This window comes from Pyxidicoccus sp. M15 (genome assembly GCF_056858435.1).
This window is the reverse complement of the sequence record NZ_CM166495.1, coordinates 5,679,718-5,700,563: the sequence shown is the minus strand read 5'-3', so window position 1 is coordinate 5,700,563 and position 20,846 is coordinate 5,679,718. Positions and strand designations below refer to the sequence as shown.

The window sequence follows — 20,846 nt, the reverse complement described above, 5'->3', positions numbered from 1 at the left end:
TCGGCTATACATGCACCAAGGAGTTCAAAACCTCTTGAACTCCATGAATCGGAGGGTCCGTGGGAGGCGAGCGGCCAGACGCACCCGCACCGGCGGTGTCGGGGCGGGACACAGGCGCGCGGAAGGTGCTGCGCTCCACGCGGCCCGAGGGCACGCGAGTCAAGGTGGGCGCCGTGGAGGTCGGTGGCCCGGGCTTCGTCGTCATGGCGGGGCCGTGCGCGGTGGAGGGCGCGGAGCAGGTGGAGCGCGCCGCCACGGCCGTCGCCGCCGCCGGGGCCCACGTCCTCAGGGGCGGCGTATTCAAGCCGCGCACCAGCCCCTACGCCTTCCAGGGCATGGGCGAGCCGGGCCTGCACGTACTGGCCGAGGCCGGGCGCCGCCACGGGCTGCCCGTTATCAGCGAGGTGATGGAGTCCTCGCAGCTGCCGTTCATGGAGGAGTCCGCGGACATCCTCCAGGTGGGCGCGCGGAACATGCAGAACTACTCGCTGCTAAGAGCGTTGGGAAAGTCGCGCCGGCCGGTGCTGCTCAAGCGGGGACTTTCCGCGACGATGCAGGAGTGGCTGCTGGCGGCGGAGTACATCCTCGACGGCGGCAACGAGCAGGTGATGCTGTGCGAGCGCGGCATCCGGACATTCGAAACGGAGCTGCGCAACACGCTGGACCTGGCGGCGGTGGCGTGGGCGAAGCAGCGCTCGCACCTGCCCGTCATCGTGGACCCGTCGCACGCGACGGGCGTCCCGGAGCTCATCCTCCCCATGTCGCTGGCCGCCGCGGCCGCCGGGGCGGATGGATTGTTGATTGAAGTCCACCCCCGGCCGGAGCAGGCGATGTGCGACGGCCACCAGGCCCTGACACCCGAGCGCTTCGAGACGTTGATGCGCCGGCTGCCAGCCGTGCTAGGAGCGGTGGACCGACACCTTTGGAGGCCGGAAGGTCCGGCCCAGGTCGCGAGGGCTCGATGAGCACCGAAGTCCGTCAGATGTTTTCTTCCATCGCTCCGAAGTACGACGTGACGAACGAGGTCCTCTCGTTCGGCATCCACCGTCTGTGGCGTAGGACGGCCGTGCGTCTGAGTGGTGCGAAGGAGGGCAGCACCGTCCTCGACTGCGCCACTGGCACCGGCGACCTGGCCATGGTCTTCAAGCGCAAGGTGGGCGGCTCCGGCCGCGTCGTCGGCACCGACTTCTGCCCGGAGATGCTGGAGAGCGCCCCCGCCAAGGCGGCGAAGGCCGGCCTCCAGGTGGAGTTCCAGGTGGCGGACGCGCTCGCCCTGCCCTTCGCGGACAACTCCTTCGACGTGGCCTCCATCGCCTTCGGCATCCGCAACGTGGATGACCCGGTGAAGTGCCTGAAGGAGATGGCCCGCGTGGTGCGCCCCGGCGGCCGCGTGGTGGTGCTGGAGTTCGGTCAGCCCAACGGCCTCTTCGGCGGGCTGTTCCGCTTCTACAGCAAGACCATCATGCCCGCCGTCGGCGGACTGCTGACCGGCAACCGCGCCGCGTACGAGTATCTGCCCCGCACCTCCGCGGCCTTCCCCTCCGGGGACAAGTTCGTGGAGCTGATGGAGCAGTCCGGCGCGTATTCGGAGCGGGCCGCTCACCCACTGACGTTCGGCACCGCCTACGTCTATGTCGGCACCGTCCGCTGACGAGCGAAGGCGCCTCGTCGAACAGACGCTCAGCTCCATCGACCCCCGGCTCGCGCCGGGGCTCCGCGAAGCGCTCGCCCGACCCGGGCCGTGCCTGCTGCCGGCCCCCGGGCAGACGGTGGTGATTGCCGGCCACCGGAGCGCGGGCAAGACGCGCCTGCTGCCCCTGGTGGGCGGGTTGCTCGGCAGAACGGGACTGGACCTGGATGCGCACCTGGAGCGCCTCCACGGCCGCCCGCTGCGCAGGTGGGTGGTCGAGGCACCGGCGGAGTTCCGCGCCGCCGAGCGCAGCACCCTCCTGGAGCTGCCGCCCGGTGGGCTGGTGTCCCTGGGAGGCGGCTTCCTCTCCCATCATGCGGATGCGCTGGCGGGCCTCTTCACGCTGCTCGTCCCCATCAGCTTCGACACCTACCGCGAGCGCCTGCTCAGGGACCGGACGCGCCCGCGCCTGCGCCCCGAGCTCTCGCTGGAAGACGAATTGTCCGCTGTGTTCCATGAGCGCGAGGCCCTCCACGCTCGCGTCCCCACGGTGGCCCTGGTGGATTTCCTCCGGGGCTGCCTCACCGACGAGGTCCTTCCGTGACGCCCGCCCGTCGCGTCGTCACCCTGCCCCCCACCGTGCTCGGCCACGACGCCGTGCACTTCGCGCGCGACGGCCAGCGCCGGGGGGCGGCCGTGCTCGAGCTTCGCACTGATCTGCACGCCCCCGACGCCATCGACGTCGAGGCGCTCGCGCAGGTGCTCCCGCTGCTCGTCTCCGAGCGGGGCAAGCCCCTTCCTCCCGCCTGGGTCTCCGCCGCGTGGCGGGTGGACCGCGACCTGAAGGACACCCGGGGGCGCGAGGGCGCGCTGGATGCCCCTGCCGGGAAGCTGCTCGCGTCGCACCACGCGGAGCGGCAGCTGTCCACCGCGGAGGCCCTGAAGCTGTGGGAGCGCGAGCTGCCCCCGGACGCCTTGGTGAAACACGTGGAGCCCATGCACGGGCCGGAGCACCTGCGCACGCTGCTGGAGACCCAGTGGCTGCTGATGCAACGCTTTGGCGTGAAGCGCGTCACGGTGCTCGGCATGGGCCCGGTGGCGCTGCCGGCGCGGGCGGTGCTGGCGCGCAACAACGTGCTCGACTACGTGGCGGCGGGAGGCGCCTGGGCCGCCGCGCCGGGGCAGCGGCTGCTCGACGACGTCGTCCGGGAGATGCGCGGCGCGGACCTCGTGACGTTGGACCCGCCCCTGAGGCTGGGCATCCTCGGCACGTCCATCGCCCACTCGCGCTCGCCGCGCATCCACCGGCAGCCGTTCGACCGCATCGACATCCCCGAGGACGCGCCCGTCGAGACGCTGGTGGACTCGCTGCTGCCGCACTACGCGGGCTTCGCCGTCACCAGCCCCTTCAAGCTGCGGCTCGCGCAGCACACGCGCTCGCCGCTGCAGGCCATCAACACGCTGGTGCGCCGGGGCAACCGCTGGGAGTCCTTCAACACCGACACGTACGGCGCCCTCACGGTGATGGACCGGCTCAACGCGATGGACGCCTTCGTGCTGGGAGATGGCGGCGCCACCGCGGCGATGCGGGCCGTGGCGGGGGAGATTGGCTGCAACCTGCGCGTGTTGCGCCGCGCCGACATCCAGGCCCCGCTGACCGGGGCGGGCGTGTGGACGTGGCCGGACCGCGTGGCCCCGCCGGAGCAACTGCGTTTCAATAAGGCGCGCGTCGCGGTGATCGCATACGGTGCGCCGGGCCGGCGCATCGCCGCGGAGATTCAGCGCCGTGGAGGGACGCCGGTCCTGCTGGGCGCGGCGTGGTTCGTGGCGCAGGCCCGGCGGCAGCGCCAGCTCTGGGAGTCCGCGACATGAACACCTTCGGTACCCTCTTCCGTTTGACGACCTTTGGCGAGAGTCATGGGCCCGCGCTCGGCTCCATCCTCGATGGCTGCCCCGCCGGCGTGCCCCTCACCCGCGAGCAGATCCAGGTCGCCCTGGACCGCCGCCGCCCGGGCCAGTCCGCGCTCGTCACCGCCCGCAGCGAGCCCGACCAGGTCGAAATCCTCTCCGGCGTCTTCGAGGACAAGACGCTGGGCACGCCCATCGCCGCCATCGTCCGCAACACCAACCAGCGCTCGGGCGACTACGAGAAGCTGAAGCAGGAGGACCGCCCCGGCCACGCGGACGCCGTGTGGCGCGAGCGCTTCAAGCACAGAGACCACCGCGGCGGCGGCCGCACCAGCGGACGCGAGACGCTCTGCCGCGTCATCGGCGGCGCCATCGCCGAGGCGTACCTCGCCCGCGACCTCCCCTCCATCCGCACCGTCGCGTACGTGTCCCAGGTGGGAGACCTCGTGTCCGCCGTGCCCGCGCCCGGCCTCACGCGCGAGCAGGTGGACGCGCACGCCACGCGCTGCCCGGACACCGCCGTGCGCGACGAGATGTCCCGCCGCATCCTCGCCGCGAAGGAGGCCGGGGACAGCCTGGGCGGCTCCATCGACGTGCGCGTCGAAGGCCTGCCCGTGGGCCTGGGCGAGCCCATCTTCGGTAAAATCAAGGCGCTCATCGCCCAGGCGCTCGGCAGCATCGGCGCGGTGACGGGCGTCGTCTGGGGGCCGCCGGACCTGCTCCAGCGCATCGGCCAGCCCGGCACCGTCTTCCACTCGGTGAAGGACGCCTACGGCGGTATCCAGGGCGGCCTCGCCAACGGCGAGCCCATGCAGGTGCGCGCCTTCTTCAAGCCGCCCGCGACGCTGATGGACCACGCCAAGGGCGGGCGTCACGACCCGTGCATCATGCCCCGCGCCGTCCCGGTGCTGGAGGCCATGGTGTCGCTGGTCATCGCCGACCTCGTCCTCCAACTGAACGCCCGGCCCCACACGCTATGAGCGGCTTCCTTCCTCCCGGCGCCTACCGTCCCCCCGTCGACCGCTGGGGCACCTTCGCCCGCCTCGCCAGGAGCCTCCCCGAAGGCAGCGTGGCGGTGGTGGACCGCACCGTGGCGAGGCTGCACCCCACGCTCCTCTCCACGCTGGAGGCCCGCCGTCCGCGCGCCATCATCCAGCTCACCGGCGGCGAGAGCGCCAAGACGTTCACCGCCCTGGAGAAGGTGCTCGCGGGGGGCCTGTCCCTGCCGCGCTCCGGCACGCTGCTGGCCGTGGGCGGAGGCACCGTGGGCGACGTGTCCACCGTGGCCGCGCACCTGCTCAAGCGCGGGGTGCGGCTGGTGCAGGTGCCCACCACGCTGCTGGCCGCGGTGGACAGCAGCCTGGGCGGCAAGGGCGCGGTGGACATGATGGTGCGCGGGCGCGTGGTGAAGAACCCCGCCGGCGTCTTCCACTACGCCGACGAAGGCTGGCTCTGCCCGGAGTTCTTCTCCACCCTGTCGGAGACGCAGGTGCGCGAGGGCTCGCTCGAGGCGTGGAAGATGGTCATCAGCCTCGACGCCTCCCTCTTCCGCCGCTACGTCCGCAAGCCGCCCGCGCTGGAGAAGCTGGTGAAGGATGCGCGCGCCCTCAAGGAGCGCGTCTGCTCGCAGGACCCCTACGAGCACCAGGGCCTGCGGCGCGTGCTCAACTTCGGTCACACCTTCGGCCACGTGCTGGAGAGCGTCTCGCGCTTCAAGCTGTCGCACGGTGACGGCGTGGGGCTGGGCATGCTGCTGGCCCTGGACGTGGGGCGCCACCTCGGCGTGACGCCCGAGCCAGTGGCCGCCCAGGCGGAAGCCGCCCTCGCCAACGGCCCCGGCGTGCAGGGCCGCGAGCGTGCCGCCGCCCTGCTGCGCCGCGCGCCGCTGAAGGACATCGTGACGCTGCTCAACGCGGACAAGAAGGCGGGCAGCGCGGGCGAATTGCGCATGGTGCTCTTGACCGCCATCGGCACCACCGAGGTGCGCGACGTCGCCCAGGACACCTGGCGCGCGCTGTGGCCCGCCTGGACGAAAGGTATCCGCCCATGAGCTCGACGCGCGTGTCCCGCATCCTCGTGGACCCGGCCGGCCTGCGCGCCGCGCCCCTCACCCCGCCCGTGTCCAAGTCGGACGCGCAGCGGGCGCTGGTCCTGGGCCACCTCACCGGCGCGTGGCCGCTGCCGTCCGTGCAGGCCGAGCCGGACGAGGACCTGCCCGCCGACGTGCGCGTGCTGCGCCGGGGCGTGGAGGCCCTGCGCCAGCCCCCGGGCCCGGTGCGCGACGTGGACTGCGCGGACGGGGGCGCCCCCTTCCGCATCCTCGTCACCCAGGCCGCGGTGACGCCCGGCGCGCACGTGCGCTTCACCGGCACGCCCCGCCTGGGTGAGCGCCCCCACGGGCCCCTCTTCACCTCGCTGCGCGACGCGCTCGGGTCCTCCGGCCTGTCCCTCACGGAGGGCACGCCCTGGCCTGTGGAGCTGCGCGCGCCCCGGGACACCTCCGCCGTGGCGCCGGTGTTCCGGGTGCCGGGCGCGCAGAGCAGCCAGTACGCCTCCAGCCTCCTCCTGGGCTGCGCCGCGCTGTACCTGCGCGAGCGCCGGGCCTGGAGCGTGGAAATCGAGGGCACGCTGACGAGCGCCGGCTACCTGGAGCTCACGGTGACGTGGCTGAAGCGCTTCGGCTTCGTCATCCAGGAGTCACCGTCCCGTTACACCGTGGCCGGGTACGCGGCGCCCCCGCGTGTCCCGTCGCTGCCGGGCGACTGGTCCTCGCTGGGCTACCTGCTGCTCGTCTCCTGGAAGGCCGGCGGCACGGTGGAGCGGGCCGACACCGGCAGCGCGCACCCGGACGACGCCATCCTCCGGCTCATCGAGCAGGTGGGCCTGAAGGCCGTGCCCGCCGGGTCGCTCCACACGCTGAAGGTCGAGGGACGGCTGTCCGGCGGCCTGCGGGCCTCCGGGAAGGAATGTCCGGACCTGCTGCCCACGCTGGCGGCGCTCGCGTGCATCCTCCCCGCCCCGTCCACCCTCACGGACGTGGGCATCCTCCGGGTGAAGGAGAGCGACCGCCTGGAGGGCATCCGCACGCTCGTGGCGGCCTATGGGGGCACCACCGACCTCCAGGGGGAAACGCTCGAAATCCGCCCCCCGGCCACGCCCCCCGCACGTTTCGAGATGGACAGCCGGGGCGACCATCGGCTGGCGATGACGGCTGCCACACTGTGCGTGCTGTCCGGTACGCCACTCCTGCTCACCGGCCCCGAGTGCGTGGAGAAGAGTTTTCCCGGCTTCTGGCGTCAGCTCGAGCGCATGGGCGCTCTTATTTCTGGCGCTCAGTAGAACCATCAGTGTCCGCCCTACGGACTTATCGTTCTTTTTTGTTGAAAGCGCTCTGCGCCCTGTGAAATCTGCGCTCATGGCCAAGGACACGCTGACGATCACCGACAATCGGACCGGGAAGACGTACGAGGTCCCGATCGAGAACGGCTGTATTCGCACCAACGCTCTCCGCCAGATCAAAGCCAGTGAAGAAGACTTCGGGCTGATGGGCTACGACCCGGCGTTCCTCAACACGGCCAACTGCAAGAGCGCCATCACCTTCATCGACGGTGACAAGGGCATCCTGGAGTACCGCGGCTACCCCATCGAGCAGCTCGCGGAGAAGTCCAGCTTCCTGGAGGTCGCGTACCTCCTCCTCAACGGCGAGCTGCCCACGCCGAAGGAGCTCGAGCAGTTCATCCACCTCGTCACGCACCACACCTACGTGCACGAGAACGTGAAGTCCTTCATGGACGGGTTCCGCTACGACGCGCACCCCATGTCCATGCTGGGCTCCACCGTCGCCGCCCTCTCCGGCTTCTACCCGGACGCGAAGAACATCAAGGACGAGCGCAGCCGCCGCATCCAGATCACGCGGCTCATCGCGAAGATGCCCACCATCGCCGCGTTCTCCTACCGGCACAGCATGGGGCTGCCGTACATCTACCCGGACAACGACTTGTCCTACGTCGCCAACTTCCTGGCGATGATCAAGCGCATCGGCACCACCACCTACAAGGTGCACCCGGTGCTGGAGCGCGCGCTGGACGTGCTCTTCATCCTCCACGCGGACCACGAGCAGAACTGCTCCACCACGTCCGTGCGCACCGTCGGCTCCTCCGAGGTGGACCCGTACTCGGCCGTCACGGCGGGCATCGGCGCCCTCTACGGCCCGCTGCACGGCGGCGCCAACGAGGCGGTGCTCCGCATGCTGCGTGAGATTGGCCACATCTCGAAGATCCCGGACTTCATCAAGTCGGTGAAGAGCGGCGAGGGCGAGAAGAAGCTGATGGGCTTCGGCCACCGCGTCTACAAGTCCTACGACCCGCGCGCCAAGGTCATCAAGCGCGTGGCGGACGAGGTCTTCGAGGTGACGGGCAAGAACCCGCTGCTCGACATCGCCCTGGAGCTGGAGAAGATCGCCCTCCAGGACGAGTACTTCGTGAAGCGGAAGCTCTACCCCAACGTCGACTTCTACTCGGGCCTCATCTACGAGGCCATGGGCTTCCAGGTGGAGATGTTCCCGGTGCTCTTCGCCATCCCCCGCACGGTGGGCTGGTGCGCGCAGTGGGAGGAGATGGTGATGGACTCGGAGCAGAAAATTGCCCGTCCGCGTCAGGTGTACACCGGCTCCAAGCGCCGCGACTACGTCGCCATGGACAAGCGCCCCGCGAAGTAACCCGCGAGCGAGCCTGAAGTGAAGAGGGGCGAGGAACCGAAGAGGTTCCCCGCCCCTTCGCTTTTGCGGGGAGCCATTCAGCGGGCCCCCCAAGCTGCCTCAGCCGTGGGCCTCGGCGCCGTGCTTGGACTCGGCGTAGAGCGACTCGATAAGGGCCTCGTACTTCTGCTCCACCACCTTGCGGCGCACGCTCAGCTTGGGCGTCAGCTCGCCGCCATCCAGGGAGAACTCCGTCTTCAGCACGGCGAAGCGCTTGATGGTCTCGAAGCGGGCCAGCTTCGGGTTGACGTCGCGTTCAATGGCCTGCTGGAGGAGCTCGTGCAGGCGCTTGTCCTCGGAGAGCGTGGCCAGGTCCGTGGGCCAGCCCTTCTCCTTCGCCAGGGCGAGCGCCTTGTCGGCCTCCAGCGCCAGCAGGGCCACCAGGTAGTTGCGCCGCTCGCCAATCACCAGCGCGTGGCCCACGCCCGGAAGCGCCTTCAGCAGCTCCTCGATGTTGCTGGGGGCCGTCTTCTTCCCGCCGGAGGTGACGATGATTTCCTTCTTGCGCCCGGTGATGTGGACGAAGCCCTCCGCGTCCAGCTGCCCCACGTCACCGGTGTGCAGCCACCCGTCCTCCAGCAGCTCCGCGGTGGCCTCCGGGTTCTTGTAGTAGCCCATGCAGACGTTGCCGCCGCGCACGAGGATTTCGCCGTCCTCGGCGATGCGCAGCTCCACGCCCAGCATGGCCCGGCCCACCGTGCCCAGCCGCGTGGCGTCCTCGGTATTCACGGTGCCCGGGCCCGTCACCTCCGTCATGCCCCACACCTCGTGGATGACGATGTCGATGGACGCGAAGAAGTCCAGCACGTCCCGGCCGATGGGCGCCGCCGCGGTGGCGAAGAACTCCACCCGGTCCATGCCGATGCGGGCCCGCAGCGGGGCGAACACCAGCTTCTGCGCCAGCCGGTACTTCGCCTCCATCAGCACGGGGATGCGCTCGTGCCGCATGGCGCGGGTGTGGCGCTCCATGGCCACGCCGCGGGCCCAGTTCACCAGCCGCCGCTTCATGGGCGGCTGGGAGTTGAGGCCCGCCTCGGCCTTCACCTTGAACTTCTCCCACACGCGGGGCACGCCGAAGAAGAAGGTGGGCCGCAGCTCCTTCAGGGCCTCCGGCATCTTGTCCACCGACTGGGCGAAGTACACCTGGATGCCCATCAGCAGCGGACAGTGCAGGGAGATGATCTGCTCGGCGATGTGGGACAGCGGCAGGTAGGAGATGAGCGACGGCGTGTTGTTCTTTCCGAACTCCACCGACTCCTTGAGCTGGTTCGCCGTCCACACCATGTTGTAGTGGCTCAGCATCACCCCCTTGGGGTGGCCGGTGGTGCCGGAGGTGTAGATGAGGGTGCCCATCTGCTCGGGCTTGAGCGCGTTGACGCTGTCCCAGTAGGGCCCCTCGTCCACGCCGGTGCCTTTGGCCAGGACGTCCGCGTACGTCAGCACCCCCTCGGGCAGCGAGGCCGGCGGGTCGATGACCACCAGGTGGCGCAGCCCGGGCAGCTTCTGGCGGAGGGCCAGGCCGGTGCGCAGGTGCTTCTCGTTCTCCACCACGAGGACGGTGGCCTCACAGTGTCCGAGGATGTATTCGAGCTGCTCCAGCGAGCTGGTGGTGTACAGGCCTACCGGCACCCCGCCCATGGCGATGGTGCCCAGGTCCGCCACGTGCCACTCCTCGCGGTTGAAGCCGAGGATGCCCACCGGCTGCCCCGCTCCGAAGCCCAGGGCGTGCAGGCCCAGGGCGAACCGGCGGACCCGCTGCGCGTAGTCCGCCCAGGAGGTGGGCACATAGGCGCTCCCCTGGAGCTTCCAGAGGGCCGGCTGCTGCTCCAGCTGGGTGGCCCGGTCATGGAGTGCGTGAACGACGGTCTTCGGTAGTTCCATGGGCCGAAGGTAACGGATGCCCACCCGGCCCCGCCAGCAGCGTCGCGCGTCTCCGACGTTGACAGCCGGTTGGAGGGCTTTGTATGCCGCGCCCGACCATGAGCATCGACTTCACCTGCCAGAAGTGCGAGGCGAGCTTCGAGCTGGACGCCCAGGATCTCATCGAGGGGACGGAGAAGATCGTCTGCCCTCACTGCGACGCGAAGGCGCCCGCCAACTTGACGGAGGACTTCGTCGCCGCGCTCACGGAGATGCGGGCGCAGATCGCCGCGCTCGACAAGAAGTTCGCCGTGTCCATGACGCTCGACACCGTGGACGTGGAGGACACCCTCGACGACGAGGAGGACGACGAGGACGAGGAGGAGTCCGAGGAGGACGACGAGCTCGACGAGGATGAGGACGAGGACGTCGACGACGAGGAGGACTACGACGACGACGAAGAGGACGACGACCGCGGCTGAAAGCTCGCCCGCCTGCCCCCCGGCCCGGGGGGCGGCACCGTCCCACCCGGAGGGCCCCGCCCGGAGCGGCGCCCTCCCGGGGGGGTACCGGGTGCGTAGTTTAGAGGTGTGAAAACGCCCAACCGCGCCACCCTCTTCGTTGCACCTCTCTCCGCAGTGGTCCTGGCGCTGGGAGGGCTCCTGTTCCTGCCTGCATTCAGTTCAACCGGAGCCATCGCCGCGTCTGTTCCGGCGGTGAGCGCCCCGCAGCAGCCCTGCATCACCGACCGTGGGGACGACCCCAAGGCCTGCGCCGAGCTCGTGGAGCTCGAGGTGCAGGACGTGGTGCCGCTGGTGGAGGCGCAGACGCACGCCGTCGTGCTGACCACCAAGGACCGCGACATCGTCCTGCCCGTCTTCGTGGACGAGGCCTCGGCCGTCTCCATCGCCTTCCGGCTGGCCGAACGCGAGCCACCCCAGCCGCTCGCCCAGGACCTGCTCGACGACGTGGTGAAGCAGCTCGGCGGCCGCGTCACCGAGGTCCGCATCGACGACCTGCGCGACAACGTCTACTCCGGCCGCGTCTTCCTGGAGCAGGGCAAGCGGAAGATGACGCTGGACGCGCGCCCCTCGGACTCCATCGCCATGGCGCTCACCAGCCACGCCCGCATCCGCGTCACCCGCAAGGTGCTGACCATCGCCGGCATCAGCCGCGACGAGATTGAAGGCCTGCAGGGCGGCCCCGGCGTGGGCGGCAGCGGCCCGGGCGGCATGGACATGGAAGAGGACGCCGCGCCCCTGCCCATCCCCGGCGCGCCCGACTCGAAGCAGACGCCGCTCGACATGGACATGGAAGCCCCGCCGCATGGCCACCCGGCCGTGACTCCGCGGGGCACCGGCAAGCAGATAGACCTCTAGCCTTCGACGGGCCCCCGCCCCGCTCGCAGCGGAAGCCAGCCACACGACGCAAGAAAGCCCGGCCCCCCCTCCCAGGGAAGCCGGGCTTTCTCTCTCAAACGTCGAGAGCACAAATGGATTCGCGAGGGCCCGCCGCTGGGGTGGGCGCCTCGCGTGTGGCCGAAGAATCGTCCCGAGAGCGTGAGGCTGTCAAGCCGGGCCCCCGGACGCCTAGGATGCGCGCGCATATGCGCAAGGCGAAGATCATCTGTACGCTGGGACCCGCGTCGGACACACCTGAAGTCATCGAGGGGCTCATCCGCGCGGGCATGAACGTGGCGCGGCTGAACTTCTCCCACGGCACGCACGAGGAGCACCGCCAGCGCGTGGCCATCATCCGCAAGGTGGCCGGGCGCCTGCGCATGCCGGTGGCCATCCTCCAGGACATCCAGGGGCCCAAGATTCGCCTGGGGAAGTTCCAGGACGGGCAGCTCATCGTGAAGGCCGGCCAGACGGTGACGGTGACGACGCGGGCCGTCATGGGCCAGGGCTCCATCATCCCCACCCCCATCAAGTCGCTGGTGAAGGACGTGGTGCGCGGGGACGACATCCTCCTGGACGACGGGCGGGTGCGGCTGCGGGTGCTGAAGGTGCAGGGCCCGGACGTCACCTGCAAGGTGGAGGTGGGTGGGCTGCTGAAGGACAAGAAGGGGCTGAACCTGCCGGGCTCGCCCATGTCGGTGCCCACGATTACGCGCAAGGACGCGGACGACCTGGCCTTCGGCCAGGAGGTGGGCGTGGACTACGTGGCGCTGTCCTTCGTGCGCTCCGCGGCGGACATCCACAAGGCGCGCGAGCTGGTGAAGCGCAACAGGACTCCGCTCATCGCGAAGATCGAGAAGCCCCAGGCGGTGGAGCAGCTGGAGGCCATCGCCGCGGCGGCGGACGGCATCATGGTGGCGCGGGGAGACCTGGGCGTGGAGATGCCGCTGGAGCAGCTGCCCGCCATCCAGAAGCACATGGTGCGCGAGGTGAACCGCCGGGGCGGCCTCGTCATCGTCGCCACGGAGATGCTGGAGAGCATGGTGAGCAACCCCCGGCCCACGCGCGCCGAGGTGTCCGACGTGGCCAACGCCATCCTCGACGGCGCGGACGCGGTGATGCTGTCCGGCGAGACGGCGGCGGGCCGCTACCCCGTGGAGGCCGCGGCCACCATGGCGCGCATCGTCGAGGAGACGGAGCGCGGCGTGGTGCGGCACCAGCACCACTCCCCCTTCGAGCGCTCGGATGACATGGGGACGGGCGTGGCGGCGGCCGCCGTCGCCGCGGCCACGCAGCTCAACATCGAGACCATCGTGGCCTACACGGAGAGCGGCCACACCGCCCGCCTCATCTCCGAGTTCCGGCCCCGCGCGCGCATCGTCGCCCTCACGCCGAGCGAGGACACGGTGAACCGGATGTCGCTCTACTGGGGCGTGACGGGGCACCAGGTGGGCCGGGTGACGTCCACGGACGCCATGCTCCGGCAGGTGCGCAAGCTGTGCCGGGACGCGCGCATCTGCAAGGTGGGCACGCCCGTGGTGGTGGTGGCCGGCGTACCGCTCAACGTGCCGGGCAACACCAACCTCATGAGCATCCACCGCATCTGAAGGCGGCGCTGGGGGCCCGCGCCTTCGCGACGCGGGCCCCGCCAGCGGGGCTTCAGAGCACCTTCTGCTCGAAGTCGTAGAGCTTCTCGACGGGGAGCTGGCGGTAGCGCTCCACGTTGAGGGCGCGGCGGGCGCACTCCCAGACGAGCTCGTTGGGCGTGCGGTCCGGCTCCTTCTTCTTCCGGCGCTTCACCTCGGCCTTGATGGGCTTCACGGCCACGCGCGGGTGGTAGCAGAAGGCGGAGGAGAACAGCAGGTGCCCGCCGAAGGGGATGAGGCGGGCCTCGATGATGTCCCCCGTCTCCAGGCCGGCGATGTGGCGGCGCTCCGTCACGTCGAAGTCCTTGCCGGAGTACAGCTCGCGCAGGCGGACCTCGCCCTTGCCCAGCTTCCTGACTTCGAAGAGGCCGTGGACGGTCTCCGTGAAGCTGCGGAAGGCGTTGGCCTCCTCGGGCGGCGCGTTGGCCAGCCGCTGCTCGTACAGCTCCGCGGCCGGCGTCTTGCCGGTGAGCGGCGAGACGCGGTCGTAGAGGTAGTAGTCGAGGAAGGATGCCATCCTCAGCTCGAACAGCTTGTCGTCCTCGAACACCTCTCCCGTCAGGCGGAAGTAGTCGGCCTTGGCGGCGAGGAGGTCCTCCTTGCGGGGCTCCTGGCTGCCGAAGGCGATGAGCTGGTCCAGGTACGGCTGATACGAGAGCGGCGACAGCGGCGAGTCCATAGAAGGTGCGCCATCCTACCCCGCCATCAGCTTCGCGAACCGGCCGAAGAGATAGCGTGCGTCATGCGGGCCGGGCGAGGCCTCGGGGTGGTACTGCACGCTGAAGGCTCGCGCGTCCGGGACGGCGAGGCCCTCCACCGTGCCATCGTTGAGGTTGATGTGCGTGACGACGGCCAGGCCCTTGAGGCTGGCGTCATCCACGGCGAAGCCGTGGTTCTGCGCGGTGATTTCGACCTTGCCGGTCGTCAGGTCCTTCACGGGCTGGTTTCCACCGCGGTGTCCGAACTTCATCTTGTACGTCCGGCCGCCCAGCGCCAGGGCCATGATCTGATGGCCAAGGCAGATACCGAACACCGGCACCTTGCCCAGCAGCGCCGCCACCGTGCGGTCCGCGCCCTTCACCGCCGCCGGGTCCCCGGGGCCGTTGGCCAGGAAGACGCCGTGGGGCTTGCGCGCCAGCACCTCGTCCGCCGTGGTGTTGGAGGGCACCACCGTCACCCGGCAGCCCTGGTCCACCAGGAAGTGGAGCATGGACTTCTTCAGGCCGTAGTCGTACGCCACCACGTCGAAGTGGAGCGTCTTCTCGGGGACTTTCTCCCCCACGCCGGTGAACACGTCCGGGGACGGCGTGGTGAAGGTGTAGGGCGCCTTCGTGGACACGCCGGTGGCCAGGTCCATGCCCTCCATGCCGCGCGCGGTGCGGGCGCGCTCCACCAGGGCCTCGGTGGACAGCCCCTCGCTGGAGATGACGCCCATCTGCGCGCCGTGCGTGCGCAGGTGGCGCACCAGGCGGCGGGTGTCGATGCCCTCGATGCCGGCGACGTTGTTGCGCTTCAGGTACGCGTCGAGCGACTCCTTCGCGCGCCAGTTGGACGGCTGCTCCGTGAGGGCGCGGACCACCATGCCCACCGCGTGGACGCGAGAGCCCTCCTCGTCCTCCGGGTTGGCGCCGACGTTGCCAATCTCCGGGTACGCCATGGTGACGATCTGCCCGACGTAGGAGGGATCCGTGAGGACCTCCTGGTAGCCGTACATGGTCGTGTTGAAGACCACCTCGCCCACCGTCTCGCCGACCGCGCCAAAGGCCCGGCCCTCGAAGGTGGTGCCATCCGCCAGCGCGAGCACTGCCCGCTTCGTCATCACTTCGACTCCTTGCTCGGGCCAACCTGGCCGTTCTCGAACACCTTCCGACCGCCGACCCACGTCTGCACCACCCGCCCCTTCTGCTTGCGTCCGTGGAAGGGCGTATTCCGGCTGCGGGAATAGAACCGGTGGGCGTCCACCGTCCACTCCTCCGAGGGGTCCACCACCGTGACGTCCGCTGGCGCCCCGGGGGCCAGGTGACCGCCCGGCAGGCCGAACGCTTTCGCCGGCCCGTGCGTCAGGAGCTCCACCGCCCGCTTCGCGGTGAGCACGCCCGCGTGGACCAGCTCCAGCGTCAGCCCCAGCGCCGTCTCCAGCCCGACGATGCCGTTGATGCCCTTCTCGAACTCCACCTGCTTGTCCAGCACGCCGTGCGGCGCGTGGTCCGTGGCGATGGCCTCCACCGTGCCGTCCGCAATGGCCTCGCGCAGCGCCTCCACGTCCCGGTTGGAGCGCAGGGGCGGCGCCATCTTCGCGTGGGTGTCGTAGTCACCCACCGCGCGGTCATCCAGGATGAGGTGGTGCGGGGTGACTTCCGACGTCACACGCAGGCCGCGGCGCTTCGCCTCGCGGATAAGGCGCACGCTGCCCTCGCAGGACACGTGGGCTAGGTGCAGCCGGGCGCCCGTCTCCTCCAGCAGCACCAGATCCCGGGCCACCATGGCCACCTCGGCCGAGGCGGGGATGCCGCGCAGGCCCAGCCGCGTGGACGTGGGGCCCTCGTGCATGGCGCCGCCGGCGGACAGCGTCAGGTCCTCCTCGTGAACCATGATGGGGACGTCGAACTGCGTGGAGTACTGGAGCGCGCGCCGCATCAGCGCCGCGTTCATCACCGGGCGCCCGTCGTCGGTGATGGCCACGCAGCCGGCGGACACCAGCTCGCCCATCTCCGCCATCTCCTCGCCCTTGAGGCCCTTGGTAATCGCCCCGGCCGGGTAGACGTGGCACAGGCCGGCGGCGCGGGCGCGGGAGAGCACCAGCTCCGTCACCATGCCGTTGTCGTTGACCACCTTGGTGTTGGGCATGGCCACCACCGCGGTGAAGCCGCCCGCCACCGCCGCGCGGCAGCCGGTGAGGACGGTCTCCTTCCCCTCCTCGCCCGGCTCGCGCAGGTGGACATGCAGGTCGATGAAGCCCGGCACCACCCACTTGCCGGTGGCATCCACCACTTCGGCGCTGGAGGGCACGGGCAAGAGGGCCTCGGACACCTCCACCACCTTGCCGTCGCGCACCAGCACGTCGCGCACGCCGTCCACACCGTTGCGCGGGTCGATGACGCGCCCCCGCCGGAAGAGCACCGTGGAGCTCATGACGCGCACACCTCCAGGATGGCCCGCCGCACGGCCACGCCGTTGGACACCTGCTCCAGGATGACGCTGCGGGCCCCGTCCGCCACCGAGGGGGCAATCTCCACGCCGCGGTTGATGGGGCCGGGGTGCATCACCACCGCGCCCTCCTTCATCCGCTCCTCGCGGGCCGCGTTGATGCCGAACAGGCGCGCGTACTCGCGCGTGGAGGGCAGGAAGTTCTCCGTCTGCCGCTCCAGCTGCAGGCGCAGGCACATGATGGCGTCCGCCTGCGGCAGCACCGCGTCCAGGTTGTGCGTCACCTCCGCGCCCATCGCCTCCAGGCCCGGCGGCATCAGCGTGGGCGGGGCGCACAGCACCACGCGCGCGCCCAGCGCCTTGAGGCACAGGAGATTCGAGCGCGCCACCCGGCTGTGCATGATGTCGCCGACAATCAGCACCGTGCGCCCGTCCAGCGAGCCCCAGCGCTGGCGCAGCGTGAAGGCGTCCAGCAGCGCCTGGGAGGGGTGCTCGTGGGTGCCGTCGCCCGCGTTGATGACGGCGCAGCGCACGTGCTTCGCCACCAGGTGCGGCGCGCCCGAGGACTTGTGCCGCATGACGATGACGGTGGGCCCCGTCGCCTCGATGTTGCGCGCGGTGTCCAGGAGCGTCTCGCCCTTGGAGACGGAGGAGCCCGTCTGGGTCCAGTTCATCACGCTCGCGCCCAGGCCCTTGGCGGCCATGTGGAACGAGGTGCGGGTGCGGGTGGAGTCCTCGAAGAAGAGGTTCGCCACCACCTTCCCACGCAAGATGCTGGTGCCGTCCGGTCCGGCGGGCAGGTGCGCGCGTGCGCGGTCGAGCAGTGACTCCAGCTCGTCCCGGCGCCAGCCTTCGATTCCGAGGAGGTGTCTCATGGCCGGGGGCGCCGCGTACCCCGGGGCGCACGGCGCGTCAAGCACCGTGCGTGGCGCGCCGGGCTGGCTGCCCTCGCGGTGTGCGTCAGCGGACCGGCTCGAAGAAGCGGTCCACCCGCAGGCCGGTGCCGCCGAAGAGGCCGTGGAACAGGCCCTCGAAGCCCAGCGACAGCCACACCACCATGGCCTTGCCCTTGATGTGGCCGTAGGGCACGTACTCCACCCTGCCTCGGCCGGTGACGCCCAGGCCATGACGGCTGTCCGCGCTGTTGTCGCGGTTGTCGCCCATGACGAAGACGTGGCCGGCGGGCACCGCGTAGGGCCCCTCGCGCGCGGGCATCTGCGCCAGCGTCTGCAGCGCGGAGTGCGTCACCCCGGACAGGTCCTCCTCGAACAGCGCCTCGGACTGGTCGTACCAGCGGCCGTCCTCGGTGATGTTGTGGACGACGTAGTCGGTGGACACCACCTTGCGCGCCTGCGGCTGGCCGTTGAGGTGGATGACGCCGTCGATGACCTCCACGGTGTCCCCGGGGATGCCCACCACGCGCTTGATGTAGTCCTTGGACTCGTCCACGGGGTTGTTGAAGACGATGACGTCCCCGCGCTCCGGAGGCCGGACGATGACGAACGGCACCACGTTGGCCCAGGGGACGCGCACCCCGTAGATGAACTTGTTGACGAAGACCTGGTCGCCAATCTGCAGCGTGGGGAGCATGGAGCCGGACGGAATCCGGTACGGCTCCACGATGAAGGTGCGGATGACCAGCGCGATGAGCAGCGCCTTGCCGAAGCCGCCCACGAAGTCCATGGCGGACTGCTTGCGGAACGCGCCCAGGTGCTGGGCCGTCAGCTCCTCCAGCCCCTTGAGCTCCTGGCGCATCCGCTCCGGGTCGCCCTCGATGGAGGCCGTCTCCACGCGCAGCGCCTGGTCGGTGATGCGCTCGGGGACCTGCGCGCCCAGCTTCTGCCGCACGTGCGGCTTCTGGAGGATGCGCTCGTTCTCCGAGACGAGCTCGTGCGCCTCGTGGCGCAGCCCGCGCAGCGCCTTCTCCTTCGGAGACACGTTGCGCCACACCAGCAGCGCGAAGAAGTAGGCCACCATGAGCAGCCCCAGCCCCTTCATCAAAGGCTGCGCCCACGCGGCGGCGGAGGGCGCGAACTCGATGAGGATGGTGTAGGGCACGAAGGCCAGCCCGATGATGCACAGCGGGGCCCAGAGGCTGGTGAGCAGCTCACGCCACATGAGCTGGCGGCGGGCGCGCAGCTGCTCCGGCGTGCGGCGGGCGGCCATCGCCGCGCCGAGCTTCACGGGCGGCGTGGGGGTTGCGGAGGGACTGGCCGCGTTCATGCGCTACTGCTCCGTCTTGAGGACCGCGAGGAAGGCTTCCTGCGGGATCTCCACCGTGCCCACCTGCTTCATACGCTTCTTGCCCTCCTTCTGCTTCTCCAGGAGCTTGCGCTTGCGGCTGATATCGCCACCGTAGCACTTGGCGAGCACGTTCTTGCGCATGGCGGAGATGGTCTCTCGCGAGATGATCTTCGCGCCGATGGCCGCCTGGATGGCCACCTCGTACATCTGCTTCGGGATGACCTCCTTCAGCTTCTGGCACACCTCGCGGCCGCGCAGGTACGCGCGCTCGCGGTGCACGATGACGCTGAGGGCATCCACCGGCTCCCCGTTGATGAGGATGTCCAGGCGGGCCAGGTCGGACTCCATGTACCCGGCCAGCTCGTAGTCGAGGCTGGCGTAGCCGCGCGACACGCTCTTGAGCTTGTCGAAGAAGTCGAACACCACCTCGGCCAGCGGCATCGCGTACGTCACCTGCACGCGCTGGCCGCTGCTGCCCAGGTACTTGATGTCCTTCTGCACGCCGCGCCGGTCCTGGCACAGCTTGAGGATGGCGCCCAGGTGGTCGTTGGGCACGTGGATGTGACAGGTGAGGAGGGGCTCCTCGAACTTCTCGATGTTCTGCACCGGCGGCAGCTTGGCCGGGTTGTCCACCAGCATCACGTCACCCTTGCTGGTGGTGATGCGGTACACCACGCTGGGCGCGGTGGTGATGAGGTTCAGGTTGTACTCGCGCTCCAGGCGCTCCTGGACGATCTCCATGTGCAGCAGGCCCAGGTAGCCGCAGCGGAAGCCGAAGCCCAGCGCGGTGGAGGACTCGGGCTCGTAGGTGAAGGCGGAGTCGTTGAGCGTCAGCTTGGCCAGCGCGTCGCGCAGGTTCTCGTACTCCGCGGAGTCCACCGGGAAGATGCCGGAGAACACCATCGGCTTGACTTCCTTGAAGCCGGGGAACGGCGCGTCCGTGGGACGGGCCTCCTCGGTGACGGTGTCGCCCACCTTCGCGTCCTGCAGCTCCTTCACGTTGGCGACGAGCACACCCACCTCGCCGGCCATCAGCTGCTGCACCGGGCGCGAGAAGGGGCTGAACACGCCCAGCTCCTGCACCTCGAAGACCTTGTTGTTGCTCCAGAGCTTGATCTTCTGCTTGAGCTTGAGCGTGCCCTCGAGCACGCGCACCAGCGTCACCACGCCCCGGTAGTTGTCGTACCAGGAGTCGAAGATGAGGGCCTTGAGGGGGGCGTCCGGCGAGCCGCTCGGGGGCGGCACGCGCGCCACCACGGACTCGAGGATTTCGTGGATGCCGATGCCCTCCTTGGCGGAGGCCGGCACCGCGATGGACGCGTCGATGCCGATGACGTCTTCAATCTCGGAGCGCGTGCGCTCCACGTCCGCGCTGGGCAGGTCGATCTTGTTGATGACCGGGATGATTTCGAGGTCGTGGTCCAGCGCCATGTAGACGTTGGCCAGCGTCTGGGCCTCCACGCCCTGCGACGCGTCCACCACCAGCAGCGCGCCCTCGCACGCGGCCAGGCTGCGGCTGACCTCGTAGGCGAAGTCGACGTGTCCCGGCGTGTCGATGAGGTTGAGGACGTACTGCTTGCCGTCCTTGGCGGTGTAGTTCATCCGCACGGACTGGGCCTTGATGGTGATGCCCCGTTCCCGCTCGATGTCCATGTTGTCGAGGAACTGGGCCTGCGCCTCGCGCTTGGTCAGCGTCCCCGTCTTGTCAAGGAGACGGTCGGCCAGCGTCGACTTTCCATGGTCGATATGGGCGATGATGCAGAAGTTGCGGATGTGCGCGTTTTCAGCCGGCATGTTCGGGGCGCTCGTCGGAAGAAGCGGGCGTGAGTAACACCGAACCGCGCGAAAATCTACGCGCGAGCGCCCGCAGCCCGAGCAACCCGCCAGGGGAGCACGTTTGTTCCCGAACCACCTGTAGCGCCTGCCCGGGGGGCCCCTCCCCCACCCGGCCTCGCCCCGTCACGGGACAGGCACACGGGAGGGGCGCTTCGGTCTCGAAGCCGGCCCGGGTGCGCGCCGCGCCACCTGCCCACCCGCGAGGCGAGCCCGCATGCATGCCGCGCCGACCCTGGTGGTGGGCCGGGACGCGGCAGGCGCGCTACCGGCCGGATGTCATGGCCTGCCGGGGCGTGCAAAGGCGCTCTACCGGCTGGACGTCATGGCCTGCCGGGACGCAGGAGCGCGCCATCGCACCGGGCGTCATGGCCTGCCGGGACGTGGAAGGCACGCTACCGCACCGGACGTCATGGCCTGCC

The 20,846-nt window shown here is 69.9% G+C and carries 18 protein-coding genes; 11 read left to right on the top strand and 7 right to left on the bottom strand.

Features of this window, described 5'->3' with window-relative positions:
* Positions 1-125 precede the first annotated feature (125 nt).
* From aroF to ACX9TP_RS21515, 8 genes are all read left to right on the top strand, one after another.
* On the top strand, positions 126-965 hold the full coding sequence (aroF, locus tag ACX9TP_RS21550; protein WP_482981603.1) for a 3-deoxy-7-phosphoheptulonate synthase: 840 nt from the start codon (positions 126-128) through the stop codon (positions 963-965).
* Entirely contained in the window at positions 962-1,651 is a 690-nt protein-coding gene (ubiE, locus tag ACX9TP_RS21545; protein WP_482981602.1) for a bifunctional demethylmenaquinone methyltransferase/2-methoxy-6-polyprenyl-1,4-benzoquinol methylase UbiE, read from the top strand. The genes aroF and ubiE overlap by 4 nt, the downstream gene beginning before the upstream one ends.
* Positions 1,632-2,234, top strand: a complete 603-nt coding sequence (locus ACX9TP_RS21540) for a shikimate kinase (RefSeq protein WP_482981601.1) — start codon at positions 1,632-1,634, stop codon at positions 2,232-2,234. Before ubiE ends, ACX9TP_RS21540 begins: the two co-directional genes overlap by 20 nt.
* On the top strand, positions 2,231-3,502 hold the full coding sequence (locus ACX9TP_RS21535) for a shikimate dehydrogenase (protein WP_482981600.1): 1,272 nt from the start codon (positions 2,231-2,233) through the stop codon (positions 3,500-3,502). Before ACX9TP_RS21540 ends, ACX9TP_RS21535 begins: the two co-directional genes overlap by 4 nt.
* Positions 3,499-4,518, top strand: a complete 1,020-nt coding sequence (aroC, locus tag ACX9TP_RS21530; RefSeq protein ID WP_482981599.1) for a chorismate synthase — start codon at positions 3,499-3,501, stop codon at positions 4,516-4,518. The genes ACX9TP_RS21535 and aroC overlap by 4 nt, the downstream gene beginning before the upstream one ends.
* Positions 4,515-5,588 (top strand): 3-dehydroquinate synthase, encoded by a 1,074-nt coding sequence (locus ACX9TP_RS21525; protein WP_482981598.1) that lies wholly within the window; start codon positions 4,515-4,517, stop codon positions 5,586-5,588. Before aroC ends, ACX9TP_RS21525 begins: the two co-directional genes overlap by 4 nt.
* A complete protein-coding gene (locus ACX9TP_RS21520; protein ID WP_482981597.1) occupies positions 5,585-6,877 on the top strand; it encodes a 3-phosphoshikimate 1-carboxyvinyltransferase in 1,293 nt (430 codons plus the stop codon). The genes ACX9TP_RS21525 and ACX9TP_RS21520 overlap by 4 nt, the downstream gene beginning before the upstream one ends.
* 76 nt (positions 6,878-6,953) lie before the next feature.
* Positions 6,954-8,255, top strand: a complete 1,302-nt coding sequence (locus ACX9TP_RS21515) for a citrate synthase (RefSeq protein WP_482981596.1) — start codon at positions 6,954-6,956, stop codon at positions 8,253-8,255.
* Positions 8,256-8,354: 99 nt separating this feature from the next.
* On the opposite strand, the gene ACX9TP_RS21510 is transcribed toward ACX9TP_RS21515, so the two are convergent.
* A complete protein-coding gene (locus ACX9TP_RS21510; protein ID WP_482981595.1) occupies positions 8,355-10,175 on the bottom strand; it encodes an AMP-dependent synthetase/ligase in 1,821 nt (606 codons plus the stop codon).
* 83 nt (positions 10,176-10,258) lie between these two features.
* Here ACX9TP_RS21510 and ACX9TP_RS21505 point away from each other — a divergent pair, with 83 nt between their 5' ends.
* From ACX9TP_RS21505 to pyk, 3 genes are all read left to right on the top strand, one after another.
* A complete protein-coding gene (locus tag ACX9TP_RS21505) occupies positions 10,259-10,636 on the top strand; it encodes a hypothetical protein (protein ID WP_482981594.1) in 378 nt (125 codons plus the stop codon).
* 108 nt (positions 10,637-10,744) lie between these two features.
* Positions 10,745-11,533: a bifunctional nuclease family protein gene (locus tag ACX9TP_RS21500; protein WP_482981593.1), complete on the top strand. Its 789-nt coding sequence runs from the start codon at positions 10,745-10,747 to the stop codon at positions 11,531-11,533.
* 227 nt (positions 11,534-11,760) lie between these two features.
* A complete protein-coding gene (gene pyk / locus ACX9TP_RS21495; protein ID WP_482981592.1) occupies positions 11,761-13,161 on the top strand; it encodes a pyruvate kinase in 1,401 nt (466 codons plus the stop codon).
* Between the two features lie 52 nt (positions 13,162-13,213).
* Here pyk and ACX9TP_RS21490 read toward each other — a convergent pair whose 3' ends face one another.
* The 6 genes from ACX9TP_RS21490 to lepA form a co-directional block, all read right to left on the bottom strand.
* Positions 13,214-13,879 carry a DUF7986 domain-containing protein gene (locus tag ACX9TP_RS21490; protein WP_267863594.1) on the bottom strand — a complete coding sequence of 222 codons (666 nt, stop codon included), beginning with the start codon at positions 13,877-13,879 and terminating at the stop codon, positions 13,214-13,216.
* A gap of 15 nt (positions 13,880-13,894) precedes the next feature.
* Positions 13,895-15,019: a glutamine-hydrolyzing carbamoyl-phosphate synthase small subunit gene (gene carA / locus ACX9TP_RS21485; protein WP_482981591.1), complete on the bottom strand. Its 1,125-nt coding sequence runs from the start codon at positions 15,017-15,019 to the stop codon at positions 13,895-13,897.
* Positions 15,019-16,332, bottom strand: a complete 1,314-nt coding sequence (locus tag ACX9TP_RS21480; protein ID WP_482981590.1) for a dihydroorotase — start codon at positions 16,330-16,332, stop codon at positions 15,019-15,021. Before ACX9TP_RS21480 ends, carA begins: the two co-directional genes overlap by 1 nt.
* Positions 16,329-17,222: an aspartate carbamoyltransferase catalytic subunit gene (locus ACX9TP_RS21475; RefSeq protein ID WP_482981589.1), complete on the bottom strand. Its 894-nt coding sequence runs from the start codon at positions 17,220-17,222 to the stop codon at positions 16,329-16,331. The genes ACX9TP_RS21480 and ACX9TP_RS21475 overlap by 4 nt, the downstream gene beginning before the upstream one ends.
* 85 nt (positions 17,223-17,307) lie before the next feature.
* Positions 17,308-18,570 carry a signal peptidase I gene (lepB, locus tag ACX9TP_RS21470; RefSeq protein WP_482981588.1) on the bottom strand — a complete coding sequence of 421 codons (1,263 nt, stop codon included), beginning with the start codon at positions 18,568-18,570 and terminating at the stop codon, positions 17,308-17,310.
* A 3-nt stretch (positions 18,571-18,573) separates the two neighbouring features.
* Entirely contained in the window at positions 18,574-20,385 is a 1,812-nt protein-coding gene (gene lepA / locus ACX9TP_RS21465; RefSeq protein ID WP_482981587.1) for a translation elongation factor 4, read from the bottom strand.
* Positions 20,386-20,846: the final 461 nt, after the last annotated feature.

What these genes read in the sequence shown, in the direction of transcription:
- ubiE (WP_482981602.1), top strand. Translation starts at nt 962, where the DNA reads ATGAGCACCGAAGTCCGTCAGATGTTTTCTTCCATCGCTCCGAAGTAC.
- ACX9TP_RS21475 (WP_482981589.1), bottom strand. Translation starts at nt 17,222, where the DNA reads ATGAGACACCTCCTCGGAATCGAAGGCTGGCGCCGGGACGAGCTGGAG.
- ACX9TP_RS21520 (WP_482981597.1), top strand. Translation starts at nt 5,585, where the DNA reads ATGAGCTCGACGCGCGTGTCCCGCATCCTCGTGGACCCGGCCGGCCTG.
- lepA (WP_482981587.1), bottom strand. Translation starts at nt 20,385, where the DNA reads ATGCCGGCTGAAAACGCGCACATCCGCAACTTCTGCATCATCGCCCAT.
- carA (WP_482981591.1), bottom strand. Translation starts at nt 15,019, where the DNA reads ATGACGAAGCGGGCAGTGCTCGCGCTGGCGGATGGCACCACCTTCGAG.
- ACX9TP_RS21505 (WP_482981594.1), top strand. Translation starts at nt 10,259, where the DNA reads ATGCCGCGCCCGACCATGAGCATCGACTTCACCTGCCAGAAGTGCGAG.
- ACX9TP_RS21515 (WP_482981596.1), top strand. Translation starts at nt 6,954, where the DNA reads ATGGCCAAGGACACGCTGACGATCACCGACAATCGGACCGGGAAGACG.
- pyk (WP_482981592.1), top strand. Translation starts at nt 11,761, where the DNA reads ATGCGCAAGGCGAAGATCATCTGTACGCTGGGACCCGCGTCGGACACA.
- lepB (WP_482981588.1), bottom strand. Translation starts at nt 18,570, where the DNA reads ATGAACGCGGCCAGTCCCTCCGCAACCCCCACGCCGCCCGTGAAGCTC.
- ACX9TP_RS21510 (WP_482981595.1), bottom strand. Translation starts at nt 10,175, where the DNA reads ATGGAACTACCGAAGACCGTCGTTCACGCACTCCATGACCGGGCCACC.
- aroC (WP_482981599.1), top strand. Translation starts at nt 3,499, where the DNA reads ATGAACACCTTCGGTACCCTCTTCCGTTTGACGACCTTTGGCGAGAGT.
- ACX9TP_RS21525 (WP_482981598.1), top strand. Translation starts at nt 4,515, where the DNA reads ATGAGCGGCTTCCTTCCTCCCGGCGCCTACCGTCCCCCCGTCGACCGC.
- ACX9TP_RS21480 (WP_482981590.1), bottom strand. Translation starts at nt 16,332, where the DNA reads ATGAGCTCCACGGTGCTCTTCCGGCGGGGGCGCGTCATCGACCCGCGC.
- ACX9TP_RS21490 (WP_267863594.1), bottom strand. Translation starts at nt 13,879, where the DNA reads ATGGACTCGCCGCTGTCGCCGCTCTCGTATCAGCCGTACCTGGACCAG.
- ACX9TP_RS21540 (WP_482981601.1), top strand. Translation starts at nt 1,632, where the DNA reads ATGTCGGCACCGTCCGCTGACGAGCGAAGGCGCCTCGTCGAACAGACG.